This is a genomic window from Gordonia sp. NPDC003429, from assembly GCF_053588575.1.
This window is the reverse complement of record NZ_JBSFQF010000012.1, coordinates 37,566-52,902: the sequence shown is the minus strand read 5'-3', so window position 1 is coordinate 52,902 and position 15,337 is coordinate 37,566. Positions and strand designations below refer to the sequence as shown.

General features: G+C 67.2%; 13 protein-coding genes. 6 read left to right on the top strand and 7 right to left on the bottom strand.

What is annotated here, in order from left to right:
• Window positions 1-84: 84 nt before the first annotated feature.
• Window positions 85-1,137 (bottom strand): helix-turn-helix domain-containing protein, encoded by a 1,053-nt coding sequence (locus ACWDSI_RS15070; protein WP_449748008.1) that lies wholly within the window; start codon window positions 1,135-1,137, stop codon window positions 85-87.
• A gap of 213 nt (window positions 1,138-1,350) precedes the next feature.
• Here ACWDSI_RS15070 and ACWDSI_RS15065 point away from each other — a divergent pair, with 213 nt between their 5' ends.
• The 4 genes from ACWDSI_RS15065 (at window position 1,351) to ACWDSI_RS15050 (ending at window position 7,954) form a co-directional block, all read left to right on the top strand.
• A complete protein-coding gene (locus ACWDSI_RS15065) occupies window positions 1,351-1,872 on the top strand; it encodes a 2,4'-dihydroxyacetophenone dioxygenase family protein (protein ID WP_449748009.1) in 522 nt (173 codons plus the stop codon).
• A 216-nt stretch (window positions 1,873-2,088) separates the two neighbouring features.
• The gene (locus tag ACWDSI_RS15060; RefSeq protein ID WP_449748010.1) at window positions 2,089-3,270 is read left to right on the top strand and encodes a T3SS (YopN, CesT) and YbjN peptide-binding chaperone 1; all 1,182 of its coding nucleotides are present in this window, start codon (window positions 2,089-2,091) and stop codon (window positions 3,268-3,270) included.
• 116 nt (window positions 3,271-3,386) lie between these two features.
• Window positions 3,387-6,155 (top strand): ABC transporter ATP-binding protein/permease, encoded by a 2,769-nt coding sequence (locus ACWDSI_RS15055; protein WP_449757032.1) that lies wholly within the window; start codon window positions 3,387-3,389, stop codon window positions 6,153-6,155.
• Complete coding sequence (locus ACWDSI_RS15050) at window positions 6,152-7,954, top strand: ABC transporter ATP-binding protein (protein WP_449748012.1); 1,803 nt, start codon at window positions 6,152-6,154, stop codon at window positions 7,952-7,954. The genes ACWDSI_RS15055 and ACWDSI_RS15050 overlap by 4 nt, the downstream gene beginning before the upstream one ends.
• Here ACWDSI_RS15050 and ACWDSI_RS15045 read toward each other — a convergent pair.
• From ACWDSI_RS15045 to ACWDSI_RS15035, 3 genes are all read right to left on the bottom strand, one after another.
• Window positions 7,941-8,588: a TetR/AcrR family transcriptional regulator gene (locus ACWDSI_RS15045; RefSeq protein ID WP_449748013.1), complete on the bottom strand. Its 648-nt coding sequence runs from the start codon at window positions 8,586-8,588 to the stop codon at window positions 7,941-7,943. The genes ACWDSI_RS15050 and ACWDSI_RS15045 overlap by 14 nt on opposite strands.
• Before the next feature lie 211 nt (window positions 8,589-8,799).
• Entirely contained in the window at window positions 8,800-9,258 is a 459-nt protein-coding gene (locus ACWDSI_RS15040) for a hypothetical protein (RefSeq protein ID WP_449757031.1), read from the bottom strand.
• A gap of 57 nt (window positions 9,259-9,315) precedes the next feature.
• A complete protein-coding gene (locus tag ACWDSI_RS15035) occupies window positions 9,316-10,710 on the bottom strand; it encodes an amino acid permease (protein ID WP_449748015.1) in 1,395 nt (464 codons plus the stop codon).
• A 265-nt stretch (window positions 10,711-10,975) separates the two neighbouring features.
• Between ACWDSI_RS15035 and ACWDSI_RS15030 the strand changes: the two genes are divergently transcribed.
• Entirely contained in the window at window positions 10,976-11,590 is a 615-nt protein-coding gene (locus tag ACWDSI_RS15030) for a hypothetical protein (protein WP_449748016.1), read from the top strand.
• Here ACWDSI_RS15030 and ACWDSI_RS15025 read toward each other — a convergent pair.
• The 3 genes from ACWDSI_RS15025 to ACWDSI_RS15015 all read right to left on the bottom strand — a co-directional run bounded on the left by ACWDSI_RS15025 (window position 11,549) and on the right by ACWDSI_RS15015 (window position 14,149).
• Window positions 11,549-12,355 carry a DUF1266 domain-containing protein gene (locus tag ACWDSI_RS15025; protein WP_449757030.1) on the bottom strand — a complete coding sequence of 269 codons (807 nt, stop codon included), beginning with the start codon at window positions 12,353-12,355 and terminating at the stop codon, window positions 11,549-11,551. The genes ACWDSI_RS15030 and ACWDSI_RS15025 overlap by 42 nt on opposite strands.
• The gene (locus ACWDSI_RS15020) at window positions 12,327-13,310 is read right to left on the bottom strand and encodes a phosphatase PAP2 family protein (RefSeq protein ID WP_449748018.1); all 984 of its coding nucleotides are present in this window, start codon (window positions 13,308-13,310) and stop codon (window positions 12,327-12,329) included. The genes ACWDSI_RS15025 and ACWDSI_RS15020 overlap by 29 nt, the downstream gene beginning before the upstream one ends.
• 86 nt (window positions 13,311-13,396) lie before the next feature.
• Complete coding sequence (locus ACWDSI_RS15015) at window positions 13,397-14,149, bottom strand: hypothetical protein (RefSeq protein WP_449748019.1); 753 nt, start codon at window positions 14,147-14,149, stop codon at window positions 13,397-13,399.
• Window positions 14,150-14,949: 800 nt separating this feature from the next.
• On the opposite strand from ACWDSI_RS15015, the gene ACWDSI_RS15010 reads away from it, so the two are divergent.
• A complete protein-coding gene (locus ACWDSI_RS15010) occupies window positions 14,950-15,333 on the top strand; it encodes an ethanolamine utilization protein (RefSeq protein WP_449748020.1) in 384 nt (127 codons plus the stop codon).
• The last annotated feature ends 4 nt before the right edge of the window (window positions 15,334-15,337 follow it).

Genomic DNA, 15,337 nt, shown 5'->3' with positions numbered 1-15,337 from the left:
CTTGTGGCGCTGCTCGCCATCGTGGTTCGTGCTCCGGAGGAAAGGAGTCCTCTCTCCGACGACTGTGCAAACTTTGCACACTCGTCAGCCGTCGATGTGGTACCGACGCAGGCGTTGGTACAACGTTCCGCGCGAAATACCCAGTCGCTCAGCTGTTTCCGACTTATTACCGTCGCATTCGTGCAGCACGTCGCGAATGACGTCGGCCTCCGCCCGCTCCAGCCGGCTACCCGGCGCGAACGATGACGGCAGGGCGTCCGGGTCGTGCGCCGTGAGGTCGGGACCCGACGACAGCGTCGCCGGACCACCGGCGAGCATCAGGATCACCCCATGGGACAGCGACTGATCTGCGACCCGATACATGTCAGCAGTCAGGTTGCCGGGCAGCGTGATTCGACGCGCGTGCGGTCCCGCCTCGAGAACGGCGGACCAGACCCGTGCACGATCGAGGTGAAGGGCCGCCACCTTGTCGTCGACGAGCATCATCGCGGCGTCGAGCGCAATGACCGGCCTCGTCGTCGCGGACCGGAATCGCAGACACATGTCGAGAAGCTGATGTTGCCGCGGCGTGGCCGAGTCTCTTATGGCGGAACTGATTCCGGATGCGAGCGACCGCAACGCCACCGACAGGAAATGGTTGGCGTCCTCGACCCGACACGCGATGTTCACCAATCCCGCGATCTGACCGGTGATGGGGTTGGCCACGGGTGCTGCGAAACACGCCCAGTCGTGCCACAACTGCTTGTAGTGCTCGGTGCCGATGACGGTCACCGGCCGACGGTCCGCGATCGCCAGACCGATTCCGTTGGTGCCGGCCTGTTGCTCGGCGAACTGTGACCCCAACTCGAACTCGGAGCGATCCAGCAACGTGGTGATCCTGGAATCCGATTCCCAACGCCAGGTCACCACTCCCGACGGGTCCGCGAGGGCCAACGACGTAGAGGTTCCCGCCAGCAGATCGGTCATCGACAACAGCACCGGGGCGCCCGCAGCGATGAAGCCGGACTCGAAATCCACGTCGGTCCGCGCGACGTCGAGCCGCGCGACGTCGACCCCGTTCTGTCGGGAACGCTGCCACGACTTGACGATGTCGGTTCTGATCGGCCGATCGAGATCGCCGTGTGTGGACGACGGCATATTCACCTCCCGCTGACTTCCGGCCCGGCGATGGTAAGGGCGGCTGCGTTGTCGGCGGGGTCAGCGCGACTGTTGATTGTACAAGTTTTGAACAAGATGCCCAGTGGCCGACGCCATTATGCCAGTGCAGAGTGACGATGGTCACCGTCGTCGCGAGGCGGCCCACGCACCGGGCGACCAGCACCAGAATCTACGTTTTCAGAGGAGTTCACCATGTCGGTCACCGCCACCAATCCGGGCAACGTCAGCAACCTCACCGAGCTCGAACGCGCCGAACTGGCCGTTGTCGAACGCTATGCGGCCGAGGATCGTTACGTCTCCGGGGACGAGGTGCCCTGGTTCCCGTGGGTCGGTGCTCTCGAGCTGAAGATGCTGCGCGCCGACAACCGCAGCGGGCAGTTCGTGGTGGGACTGCGTTCCGCGGAGGACGCGATGCTCGGCAAGCATCGCCATCGCGGTGCCGTCGCCGCCGTCACCACCAAGGGCAGGTGGCACTACTTCGAATACGACTGGATGGCCACCCCCGGCGACTACGTGCGCGAGAGCCCGGGCACCATCCACACCCTGCACCTGTTCGCGGACACCGAGATCTACTTCACCATCGAGGGTTCGATCGAGTTCCTCAACGACGACGACACGCTCAACAACACGATGGACATCTGGAGCTTCGTGCACCTCTACGAAGACCATTGCGCCAGAACAGGAACCGAGTTCAACCACCGCATCTTCTACTGACGGCCACGACAGAGACACCTCACCGCTCGGTACACGCGAGCAGCACTGACAGCGTTGAAAGAGGGGTGAGGTGTTCCGTGGCGTGCGGCAGTTCGCCTACTCGTGATCCAACCTCTGGGCGCGTGACCCGATTTGTCAGACCATGCGCCTAATCTGCAGTTGAAAGGGTGATTCTCCGGTATGCCGGTGGACGCCTGACGCAGAAAGGGGGAGGTCATGGCCAACATTGACTTCGATACCTCCGTCGAGGGTGCGTGGCGCACCTTCCGTGGTGAACTCGCCGACCGCCTCGTCGGCCTCGAACCCGGAGACGAGGTCGTCGTCGAGCAGTCGCGCGAGGTCCACGAGGGCTCGCACGCAACCCTCACCTTCACCGCCACACGCGCCCACCGCCTGCGCGCCACCATCCGCACCGTCGATCTGCTCTCGGCGCCCGGCGAGTCCCCAACGCCCATCGAGGCCGCGGGCAAAGCGGGCTGGCGAGTTCTGCGTGACGGCCGGACCATCTACGAGGTCTCCCGTCGGCGGGTCGACGAGCTCGCGCAGGTCGCCGTCGCCGCGCTTCGCGAGATCTGGGAAGTGGTGCACCCGGCGTTCCTCGCGCAGCCGGAGCCCGCGCCGGTGGAACCGGTCGTCTCGATCGGTGTGGTCCCCGAATCGCGAGATCACCTGCTGCGCTTGGTGGTCGGCGCTCTCGAGGAGATCGCCGGAGGCACCATCGTGCTCGACGAGGACGGCGACATCCCGCTGCCCACGGGTGAGCTCCGGTCGTGGCTGCACGTCATGGCCGACGACCCGGCGATCGAGTTCTTCGGCACGCTCGTCGACGAGGTGCCCGACGCTGCGGCGGCCGCCGAGTTCATCGCCGCCGAGGCGGTCGGTTGGACCGGCATCAAATTGGTCCTGCATCAGTCCACGGTGATGGTGTTCCTCACCGTCGAGATGCGTGCGTTCTGCCGCGAGAACCTGGTGTCGGCGCTCGCGCGCTGGCTCGGCTTCATGCACGACGCCGCACCCGACATCGTCGCCGCGATCAAGGGGGCCGACGCACCCGAACCGACCAGCACCGACGACGATCAGCTGCCCGACGAGCTGCAGACGCTCATCGTCCTCGATGAAGACGGACAGTCACTCGACGCGCACGACGTCGCGACCATCTGCCGCTTCGACCGCTCGGCCATCCTGCGGTACTTCCGCACCACCCAGGAGCAGTACCTCGAGTGGATGAAGTCGGCGCGCGCCGCCGACGCCGCCGGCGACCCGGAGGAAGCCGCCGCATGCCGCCACGAGGAGGAAGCGTGGCGGGTCACCGCGCGCAAACTGCAGGACGCGCTGCGCATCGTGGCGCTACCCGACGACGGCGACGTCCACGATCGGGAGCCTCGCCCGACGCGGTAACAGGCTCGGGCAGAGTCGGCGTGCACTCACCGAGCTGCCGGTGGCACGACAGATTTGTTAGGTTAGCCTTCGTAACGTCGGTGTGAGCCGGGCGGACACGACGATCGGAGGCATCGATGTCACGCGGATTCTCGGGGGCGATGATGCGCGCGTTCGGCGCGCGCGACCACAGTGCGACGGTGACCGGCACCGAATCGGTGACCAGCCACTGCATCCGCGTCCGCTTCCACTCCGACACGCTGTTCGACGAAGTGGTCGCGGGTCCCACCACGTGGGTTCGCGGGTGGTTTCCGCACGACGACGGCAAGGAATCCCAGCGCGGCTACACCTTCTCCGAATGCGATCCCGACGCCCGGACCTTCGCGATCGACTTCGTTCTGCACCAACCCGCCGGCCCCGCATCGAGCTGGGCGACGCAGGCACAACCCGGCCAGACGCTCTCGATGGTCTACATGAGCTCGATGCCGCTGGACATCCCGACTGTCGACGGACCGGCTGGGTACCTGTTGATCGGCGACTCCGCCTCCATACCGGCGATCAATTCGATCATCCCGGCGGTCCCCGCGCAGACACCCATCGAGCTCTACCTCGAGGAGCACGAGCCCGCCGACCGCGAGCTCCCCCTCGCCACCCACCCGCGGTTGCGTGTCCACTGGGTGCATCGCGCCGACGCGGCATCGCTCGCCACCGCGCTGGAAGCCCGGGACTGGTCGGACTGGTACGCCTGGGCGGGGCCGGAGTCGAACTCGCTCAAGGAGATTCGCAAACGATTCAAGGAGTTCGGCTTCCCCCGCGCCGAAACCCACGTCCAGGCGTACTGGGCGCAAGGCAAGGCGATGGGCAAGGAACGCGACCCCAGCTCGCTGGCCGAGCCCGTCCCTTCGCTGGTTGAGCCTGTCGAAACCACCCCCCCGCCGGCCGAGCCGCCCTCGTCGCCGGCCGAGCCCGTCCCTCCGCTGGTTGAGCCTGTCGAAACCACCCCCCCGCCGGCCGAGCCCGTCCCCCCGCTGGCCGAGCCCGTTCCTTCGCTGGTTGAGCCTGTCGAAACCACCCCCCCGCCGGCCGAGCCGCCCTCGTCGCCGGCCGAGCCCGTCCCCCCGCTGGTTGAGCCTGTCGAAACCACCAGCCGCTGGCGGTCCGCCGCCGCAGGCCGACTCCTGGCTCCCCTCAAGGGAACCCTCATCGTGGCCGGCATCCTGCAGGCCGTCGTCACCCTGGTGCAGCTGGCCCCGTACGTCCTGCTGGTCGAACTCGCGCGCCGACTCCTCGCCGGCGCCGACACCGCCCAACTGTGGACCGTGGGCATCCTCGCGCTGATCTTCCTCGTCGCCGGCGCCCTGCTCGACGCAGCCCTACTGGCCTGGCTGCACGCCGTCGACGGACGCTTCGCCCGCGATCTGCGACAACGACTGATCGGCAAACTCTCCCGACTTCCGTTGGGCTGGTTCACCGATCGCAACGCGGGCACCATCAAGACCCTCGTCGCCGACAACACCCTCTCGCTGCACTACCTCGTCACCCACGCGGTGCTCGACGCGGTGGCCGCGGTGGTCGCACCCATCGCGGTGCTGATCTACCTCTTCACCGTCGACTGGGGCATCGCGCTGTTCCTGTTCATTCCCGTCCTCGCCTACATCCTCACCATGTACCGCATGATGATCCAGTCCGGCGCCAAGATCCCCTTGTCGCAGAAGTGGGTTGACCGCATGAACGGCGAGGCCGCGTCGTATCTCGAGGCGCAGCCGGTGATCCGGGTGTTCGGCGGCACCATGTCGTCGAGCTTCCGCCGCAACCTCGACGAGTACATCGAGTTCCTCGACAACTGGCAGCGCCCCTTCATCCGGGCCAAGACCCTGATGGACCTCGTCACCCGACCCACCACATTCCTGTGGCTCATCGCGGCGGTCGGCACATTCTTCGTCATCTGGGGGTGGGCGGCCCCGGTGGACCTGCTGCCCTTCCTGTTGCTGGGCACCACCTTTGGCGCACGACTCCTCGGCATCGGATACGGCCTCGCCGGGCTGCGCACCGGTATGACCGCCGCCCGCGACATCCAGAACACTCTCGACGAACCCGAACTCGAAACCCGCGACGACACGCCACAACCGGACACCCCGGAACCCGACACCGTCACCTTCGACCACGTCACCTTCGGATACCGCCCCGACGTCCCCGTCCTGCACGACATCTCGCTGCAGCTCGCACCCGGCACCGTCACCGCGCTGGTCGGACCCTCCGGCTCGGGCAAGTCGACGCTCGCCGCGCTGCTGGCCCGTTTCCACGACGTCGACGCCGGTTCCATCCGCATCGGCCACCGCGACATCCGCGCGATGACCTCCGACGAGCTCTACCGGCACATCGGCTTCGTATTCCAGGACACCCAGCTCGTCACCGGTACCGTCGCCGAGAACATCGCCCTCGCCGTCCCCGACGCGCCGCGCGAGGCCATCGAGGCGGCCGCGCGCGCCGCGAACATCCACGACCGCATTAGCCGCATGCCCCACGGCTACGACACCGAACTCGGACCCGACGCCGCGCTGTCGGGCGGCGAACGCCAACGACTCACCATCGCCCGCGCCCTCCTCGCCGACGCCCCTGTGCTGATCCTCGACGAGGCCACCGCCTTCGCCGACCCCGAATCGGAGTACCTGGTGCAACAGTCGCTGAGCCGGCTGGCCGCCGACCGCACCGTCCTGGTGATCGCGCACCGGCTGCACACGGTGGTCGACGCCGACCGCATCGTGGTGCTCGACTCCGGGCGCATCGCCGAAAGCGGAACGCACACTGACCTTCTCGCTGTGTCCGGGCGATACCGAGAGCTATGGGAATCGACGGAGCACCCCGCGCCGCACCCCGACGCCACCACCGCAGGAGTCTCCCGATGACGAACCCAGCCCCGCGGACCAACGCGCTGCGCACTTTGCTGACCCTCCTGCTCGACGGCAGCAAACCCGCCGTCCGCACCTTCAGCGTGCTGGCGGTGATCTCGGTGATCGTGCGCGCCGTCGGTGTGGTGCTGCTCGTCCCGCTCATCGCCGCACTCGTCGACGGCCGCCACGGCGCCGCACTGGGCTGGCTCGGCGGACTCACCCTGGCCACCCTGCTCGGATGGGCCGTCGACTGGGCCGCGTCCCGAGTCTCCTTCGACCTCGGTTTCAGCCTGCTCAACGGCGGACAACACACGGTGGCCGAACGTCTTTCACGAGTCCGGCTCACCTGGTTCACCGCCGGCAACACCGCCACCGCACGCCAAGCCATCGCCGCCACCGGCCCCGACCTGGTGGGCGTCGTCGTCTACCTGGTGGTCCCGCTACTCAGCGCCATCCTGCTGCCGATCGCGATCGCCGTTGCGCTGCTGGGCATCTCGTGGCAACTGGCTCTGGTGGCGCTGGCCGGGGTGCCGGTGATGCTCGTCGCCCTGTGGGGTTCGGCAGCCATGAGCCGACGCGCCGACGAGGCCGTCGACGCGGCCAACGTCGACCTCACCGAACGGGTGATCGAATTCGGTCGCACCCAGCCCGCGCTGCGCGTCGCCCGCCGCGTGGGCACCGAGCGGGGCCTGGCCGAAGCCGCGATCTCCCATCAGCACGCGGCCACCCTGCGGCTGCTCACCCTGCAGGTTCCCGGGCAGGTACTGTTCTCCGTCGTCAGCCAGCTCGTCCTGTTCGCGCTCGCCGTCACCACCGTCTGGCTCACGGTGAGCGACCGGCTGTCGGTGGCCGAGGCGGTCGCCCTGATCGTGGTGGCGGTGCGCTACATCGAGCCGCTCACATCGCTGGCCGAACTCGGAGCAGGCCTCGAGGCCACCCGGCTCACGCTGCGCCGGATCGGCGCGGTGCTCGCCGCACCCGCCGTCGGTGACGGCGTCGCCGCGCTGCCCGACGGCCCACGCGCGCCGCGCATCGAATTCGAGAACGTCGGATTCCAGTACGGCGACCCCGACCGCCCCGTTCTCACCGACCTGAGCCTCGTCGTCGAACCAGGTACCACCACCGCCGTCATCGGTCCCTCCGGCTCGGGCAAGAGCACCATCCTTGCGCTCATCGCCGGACTCCAGGAACCCACCGCGGGCCGCATCCTCATCGACGGCGTCGACGCGTCCACCCTCGACCTGCACACCCGTCGCGCCCTGACCAGCGTGGTGTTCCAGGAGCCGTACCTGTTCGACGGCACCATCGAGGAGAACATCCTCGCCGGCGATCCGGCCGCGTCGCCGCAGCGCGCATCCGCCGCGGCGACCAGCGCGCGGGTCGACGAGATCACCGCCCGCGTGCCCGGCGGACTCGGCGCCCGCGTCGGCGAGGGCGGGTCGGCGCTGTCGGGCGGTGAGCGTCAACGCGTCAGCATCGCACGCGCACTGCTCAAACCCGCTCCGGTGCTACTGATCGACGAGGCGACCAGCGCACTCGACAACGAGAACGAACGTGCCATCGTCGACGCCCTCTCCGACACCGACGATGCCCTCACCCCCGAGCGTCGCGAGCGGACCAGGATCATCGTGGCCCACCGTCGCCCGGGTATCCGCCGCGCCGACCACGTTCTGGTGCTCGACGACGGACGGGTGGTCGAAAGCGGCTCACCCGACGAACTGCTGGCAGCAGGCGGCAGATTCGCGCAATTCTGGGCGCAACAGGAGGCGGGCGCGGCCTGGAAACTGACCGACGCCGCGGCTACGCCGGCGTGATCAATGACATCAGCACCGTGGTGAGCGTGTCCGCCTCGATCACCCGCTCATTCTCGTGACCGACGTGCTCGAGTGAGAGCCCGTTGATCACCGCCAGCACGAGCACCGCGACGTCGTGCGATGGCACCGTCAGTTTCAGTCCGCGGGCAGTCGCCGTCTGCGCCACCGCGTCGGCGAGTGAATCGGCCAGCCGCGTGCGCAGTGCGGTGTAGGCAACAAGGAGTTCCGGATCGCGGTCGCACGCCGCGCGGAACTCGGCGAAGAGCACATTGCTGCGAAACCCGTCGCGGACCGATTTGAGCAGCGTCACCGAGAGGCCGTGCACGGCCGATTCCAGGTCGGCGGTGGTCTGGACCGGGACCTGTCCCGCGGCGGTGAGCATCTCGGATCGTTCGGCGAACAGCGACGCCGCCAAATCCAGGAACAGATCGCCCTTGCCGGCGAAGTTGGAGTAGACGGCTCCCTTGGAGAAACCCGCCCGTTTGGCGATCGCGTCCAGCGACGCGCCCGCATAGCCCTGCTCGAGGAACACCTCGCGGGCCGCGGCCCGGATGTCGTTGCGCACGTCATCGCGCCGAGGCCGACGTCGGATCGGCACAGCCGGGTCGGCGGAGCTTGACGAATTCTGCGTCACGGGACCATTGTGGGACATAGACTCGATACCGACGGTATCAGAAGTGTGGGTTTCGGACCGAGTTGTCGGGGGCGCCGACATCGCAAAGCAGTGCGATGTCGGCGCACGTTCGGGGCCTGCCAGACGTGCTGCCGTCCTCCGGCGGCCCTCGCCGACGCGTGACGTGGGCGGGTGGTCGCGACGGAGTCCTTCACCCGCAGGATCCGGCTCGTCATACGAGCGACACGATCACGGCGACAAGGAACAGCAACAACAGAGTCAGTCCGATGGTGTTGGCCACCACGAACACGGCGACGCCCTTGTACTGCTGGGGAGGCGGGCCGAGCGCACCGCGGTAGTGGTACATCCAGAGCGGCATCCGGTACTCGAGTTCGGTCATCCGGTTCGGGTACACCGTCGCCCACGTCTCGGCGCGCCCGATCTTGTACAGCCCGACGTCGTTCACGGAGAGCGACGGGATGTGCACGTAGATCCGGTGCGGGCCGGGCGGCAACGGGATCACGTTGAGACCCCAACGCGCGCTGGGCATTTGCCATCCGTCCACCATCACGTACGGGCGCATGCCGATCCCGAAGTTGACCGGATGTTTTCGGATGGTCAGTGCCACACCTGTGGTGATCGGCGGCCGATACGACCAGGGTGCCGGTTGACGATCTCGCGGACCGTCCATAGCTCGATTGTACGAGCGGGTCGGCGTGTCGGCGAGACCGTCGTCCGAATGACGAGGTCAGCCGACCGGTGCCACCGGGTGCGGATCGCTGCTGCGACGCTGCACGACGATCCCGGCTGCGACGATGATGACCGCGGAGATCGCCGAGAACACGATCGCCTGACGCTGATTGTTGTCGAAGATCATCAGGATCAGGACGGCGAGGATGAACGTAATGACCGCACCGGTCAGATACGGGAACAGCCACATGCGCACCGGCGGCCGATGACCCTCGTGGCGCAGTGTGCGGCCCAGGACCAACTGGCTGGCCGCAATCGTCAGGTACACAAATAGCGCGATCGCGCCACTGGTGGCCAGCAGCCACGCAAAGATCTTGTCGGGCAACACATAATTGCCGATCACCGCGAGGAATCCCACCACCATCGACAGCAGCACCGCCACCCACGGCACGCCATTGGGGGTCAGCGTGCGCACCACCTGCGGGGCGTCGTGGCGGCTGCCCAGCGAGAACAGCATCCTCGACGCGGTGTACAGCGCGGAGTTCAGACATGAGGCCACCGCCGTCAGGATGACGATGTCCATGATCACCTTCGACCCGGGAATCCCGATGGCCTGCAGCACCGACTGGTATGACCCGTTCTCCAGCTGGTTATAGGGCATCAGCGCCACGATGACGAAGATCGAACCGAGATAGAACAGCGAGATCCGCCAGATCACGGAGTTCACCGCCTTGGTGATGCCTTTCTCGGGTTCGGGTGACTCCGCCGCGGCGATGGTCACGATCTCGGTGCCCATGAACGAGAACATCGTGATGAGCATGCCGGCGATCACCGCACCGAAGCCGTTGGGCATGAAGCCATCCGGCTCCCACAAGTGGCTGATGCCGCTGACCTCGGAATCCGGGAACCAGCCGAGCATCGCGGCTACACCGACGAGGATGAACGCGACGATCGCGACCACCTTGATGAGCGCGAACCAGAATTCGAACTCTCCGTAGTTGCCGACACTCGCGAGGTTGGTGACGGTCAGCAGCAACGTCACCGCCAGCGCCCAAATCCATTGAGCACCACCAACCAGGTCGGTCAGGATCGCTGCCGCTGCAGTTGCCTCCACCGGGATCACGAGTACCCAGAACCACCAGTACAGCCACCCCACCGAGAAGCCCGCCCACCGGCCCAGGGCGCGGTCGGCGTACACGGAGAACGATCCGGTGTCGGGGTTGGCGGTGGCCATCTCACCGAGCATCCGCATCACCAGCACCACCAGGGCGCCGGCCATCGCGTAGGAGATGAGTACGGCGGGCCCCGCCTTCTCGATGGCATTGGCCGAACCGACAAAGAGTCCGGCTCCGATCACTCCGGCGATCGAGATCATGGTGATGTGCCGGGGTTTGAGGTTCGAACCGAGCGAGTTCGGTGTCTCTCCGGCCGAAGTTTCCTGGGTAGTGGCCATGTGGCGGTCGTCCTTTCGCTGAAACCCGATGGGTGCGGGATCGTGCGTGCGGTACCCGGATGGTTTGCAGGTACACGTGATGACGGATGCCCGCGGGTGGCGGGCAATCCGGTTACGGGTGGTTAACCCTGCTTTACCTTAGGAAGGAATTCACCCGCGTGCAGACGATGCGAACTTGGTCGCGATTGTCCGATTCGATACGAGTGCATCGCATGATCGACGGTGGCGACGTGGCGCGGTGCGATGCCGTCTATTGTCGAGTCCGATGACAGAGTCACCCCGGACCGAGACCCCCCTGGTGCCGACCGAACCGCGCGATCCGCGGTGCGCGGCGAGTTTCGGCTTGCCGTCCACCTCGCGACCCGACATCACCGCCGCCATGTGGTGGTTGCGCGACCTCGAGGCCGATGGGCGGCGCCTGGTGTCCTACCTGCGCGACGACGAATTGGTGCTCACCGTCGAGCGCGCGTGGATCCGGGGGTCGTGGGGCCACCTGGCGGTCACCACGCAGCGCATCGTCCACGTCGATTCGACCTCGGGTGGGTATGCCTTCGAGATTCCGTTGCTCGCGGTTCTCGACATCGCCAACGGGGGCGAAGACAACGGGAATTGGATTCTGGCGCTGCACGATTACGAGGCGTGGACCAAGATCTTCGTCGGAAGCCGGCAGGCGATCGAGCGGGTGAATCAGCGCGTCTACTGGCGCACCCGCGACTTCGCCGAAGAAGGGCAGTCGAGCAGAGAATCCGCGACCGACGATGACGTACTCGAGGAGTTCGGCCGCTATCAAGCGCTCAAGAACGCCCGTGACGCCGGTGTGCTCGACGAGCAGGCGGTCTCAGCCGCCCTGGAGCGACTCTTCCTCCCCCGAACGGAGTGACAACAGCCGCCACGGACTGGCGGGCCGCGCGAGCAGCGCATTCACCCAGTTGCCCGCGAGCAGGGCGGCGTCCTTGGCGTCGGGCATCGCCTGGCCCGCCATCCAGAAGGCGCGTCCCATGACCACGCCGTGGGCGAACTGCCGCCAGTTCGCGTAATAGCCGCGCGCCGACGAGAGCGACGCCAGCAGCATCGGCCAGCATTCGTCGCGCTCGATGTGGCCGGCCTTGAGGCTTGTGCGCACCACGAACTGGATTCGCCCCAGATCCCACGATCGGACGTGCGTCGGAAATCCCGCGTCCACATACGAAGCGCGAAGCGTGTTCGAGGTACGCAGCGTCAGCAGGGTGTCATAGGCGTCGGCCCAGTACTCCGGGTACAGGCCACGGGTGGCCGCACGCAACCGCAGGAACTCGCGGTGAACGCTCGGCTGGTGGCCGTCGGCCTTTCTCACCACCTGATCGACCAGCGGATAGGCCACCTCGTAGGCCGCGCTGTGCATTCCGTCGAGCAGCAGGCCGATCACCTTGCGCGCATCGGCGCCGCTGCTGATGCCCCACCATTGGTCGATGTCGCGGCGCGCCGCCGCGGCGTCGGCGGGGATGTCGAGGGTGTCGTGCGCCCACCCGTGGGCCAGCGACATGTGTGCGCCGATCGCCAGCGCGGTCAGTTGGTCCCGGTCGAGCGGCTCGCCGCTATCGGAGCCCGGCGTCGCCGACACGGCGTCCGCCGCGGTGTCAGGGGCGGGAGTCCCTCGTGACCACACGATCTCCTTGGTGAGCATCGAACTCGAACCCGAGGGGTACAACGTGATCGGAGTGTCGGACACCCCCCCAGCTTAACGAGCGCATCCGCGCCGGAGAGCGCGCACCGTCGGTGACGCCCACCAGGGTTCCCAGTGAGAGTCCGACCCCCAAGGCGATCGCCGCCGCGATCACCACCTGCTCGGGCCGCGGGTAGTACAGGGCGAGGATCGTGGGCGCCGCCAGAGTGATCACCGCGGCCACCGCGATCCATGTGCCGCGGGGCATCGGGGTGGTGGATGCGCGGTGGGGGTCGGGGAGGAGGACTGCGGCCCCGACCACCAGCAGGGCCGAGATGAGCACATCACCCGGACGATGCCAGCCCGAGGCGACGAGCCCGAAACAGATGACCGCCGACCATGTTCCGCCGATCGCGGCCACCGCGGGCCGCAGTACCGGCGGGGCGGCGAGGACGAGCACGGCCACCAACGACGTCACCGCGGCGGCGTGCCCGCTGGGCGCGGAGTTCGCAGTCTCGGCGATCCACTCGTGCAGTTGCGGACGGGGCAGGCCGTCACGCAGGGCGCGGACAACGAGGATGGCCGCCGGCGGGAACAACAACAGCAGTGCGGTCGACGACGCCCGCCGGCCCCAACCGCTCGGCGACCGGCGGCAAAGGATGGTCCCCGACTGGACGAGAGCGACGACCGCCACCGCACCCAGAGTCCACAGCAGCGGATTGGACACGATCGGCACGCGCAGCCCGACCGGCATCGGGGTGACCGACGGGAGTTCGCGCGCGTACTCGAGGACGCGCTGATCGACGTACTGTCCGGTAGAGGTCCGCACCGCGATCACGAAGATCACGACAGCGCTCACACATGCCGCCACGGCCGCGACCACGGCACCCGCACGCGGCGCCGACAGACGGCGCGGGGCTGCGGTGGACCGCGGCGTTGCGGTGGACACGGAACTCACCGCGCCACCGTATCGGCACAACCTGGGAGAATTCTGGGTGCAACGCCGCTTCGGTGGAGGTCGATTTCAGTCGTGCCTACCGGGATTCAGAGGGCCACGATCCACTCGGCGACGGTCGGGGCGACGTAAGCGTGCACCACATAGCCGACGGCGGTTCCCGCAACACGGCCGAAGTAGATGGTCACCACGTCGCCGGACAGGTAACCGATCTCGTCGGCGACGCCCGGCTCGTCGTGGTTCTCCACCGCCCGGACAAACAGATACGCATCGATTGCCAAGCTGACCCGGCCGAGGACGGCCGACGCGCCGGGCACCCAGACGACGACAGACGAGTCGAAGGCTCTCCACTGGGCCACCCAGGCGGGATTGTCGAGATCGGGGGGAAAGCTCGGGACGACGACGCGAGGCAGCGAGAACAACGAGAGAAGCGAACCGAGCGGATCGTTGTTCGTGGGGGTCGCGGAACCGACGAGCGCGCTCTGCGCCACCGCCAGCAGGCCCGCGGGTGTGGAACGCGTGGTGCCGATGTCATCGGTGCTCGTGCTCTCGGAGGCCACGGTTTCGGGTGCGGCACCCGCCGCGGACATCAGCAGCACCGGCGCGGAGGTGTCGACCGGGTTGCCGGTGTCGTCGGCGCTGGTGTCGGCGGCGTTGGTGTGGTCGGCGCTGGTGTCCCCGGCCGAAATGCGCCCCTCAGCGGCGGGCCGAGGAAGTAGTGCACTCGGCGCCACGCCGGTGGGCGCTTTTGAGCCCTCGGGTGCGCTGGTTGTGGTTGGCGTGGCGGGTGTTTCGGACGGGGTGGTCGACGACGGCTGGTGAGTGACGGTCGGCGTGGACATCGAGGGCTGGGTGGTCGGGGATTCTGCACTCGTCGAGGGTGCTGCGCTCGTCGGGGATGCTTCGGTCGTCGAGGATGCTTCGGTTGTCGAGGATTCTTCGGTTGTCGAGGGACCGCCGGGCGGCGTGTCCGACCCCGACGGTGCGGGAGCCGAAGGGTCCGAGTTCCCCGTGGGTGCGGTGGTCGGGGCGCCGGTACCGGTGCCGGTGGGGCTGGTGCTTGCGCCTGGCGTCGTGGGCCCGGTGGTGTTTCCTGTCGGCCCCGCAGCTGCTCCCGAGTCGGACCCCGCGCCCGTATCGCTCCCTGCGCTCGTATCGGACCCCGTGCCCGTATCGGACCCCGCACTCGAGGCGCCCGTTTCCCCGGTTCCCGAGTGCGATGTTCCCGGCGACGACGTGTCGGCGTCGGCTGCTCCCGCGCCCAGGAAGAGCAGTGGCGCTGCCGATAACGCCACAGCAGCGGCGAGCACACGATGACGGGTCGCGACTGCCGCGCGAAGCTGGGTCATGCGCTGAATTGTGCCGGACGAAACCGCGCTGCGGAAGAACTCAATAACCGACGAATCACGTTGGCGCACTGTGACTTTCGCAACTACGCACTCACCGGGCGACACGCCCGGAACGGGGTTATCATCCCACGCTGACTGGCCCCAGTTTCTCCACAGTGGACAAAGTGTCACACACGTCAACACGTGTGTCACATCCCTGAAACGTTCACCGAGTCTCATGAGATGCAACAACGTTCACTCTCATGATCCGAACCCGCCGATGGGTTCCGGTCGCCTCAAGGATAGGAGAAATCATGTCGATCGACAGCACGAACGCGTTGACGTTCCAGGTCACCCCGGATGCCTGGAAGGGCCTGCCCAAGATGCCCGACGCCGAGTACCCCGGCACGCAGGGCTTCATCGGCGACGTCTACGAGAATCCCGAGGGCAGCGAGATGTGCAGCGGCTACTTCGAACTCCACCACACCGAGGCCCCGCTCTACTACGAATACGAGTACGACGAGATGAAGGTGGTCCTCGAGGGCGAATTCCTCCTCGAGAACAAGGAGACCGGGCAGACCCTCGTCGCCAAGGCCAAGGACGCGATCTTCTTCCCGAAGGGCTCCAAGATCTACTTCAGCACCCCGAACTATGCGCTGGCGTTCTACACCGGTCACCGCGATTCGACCCTGCTCTGACCGC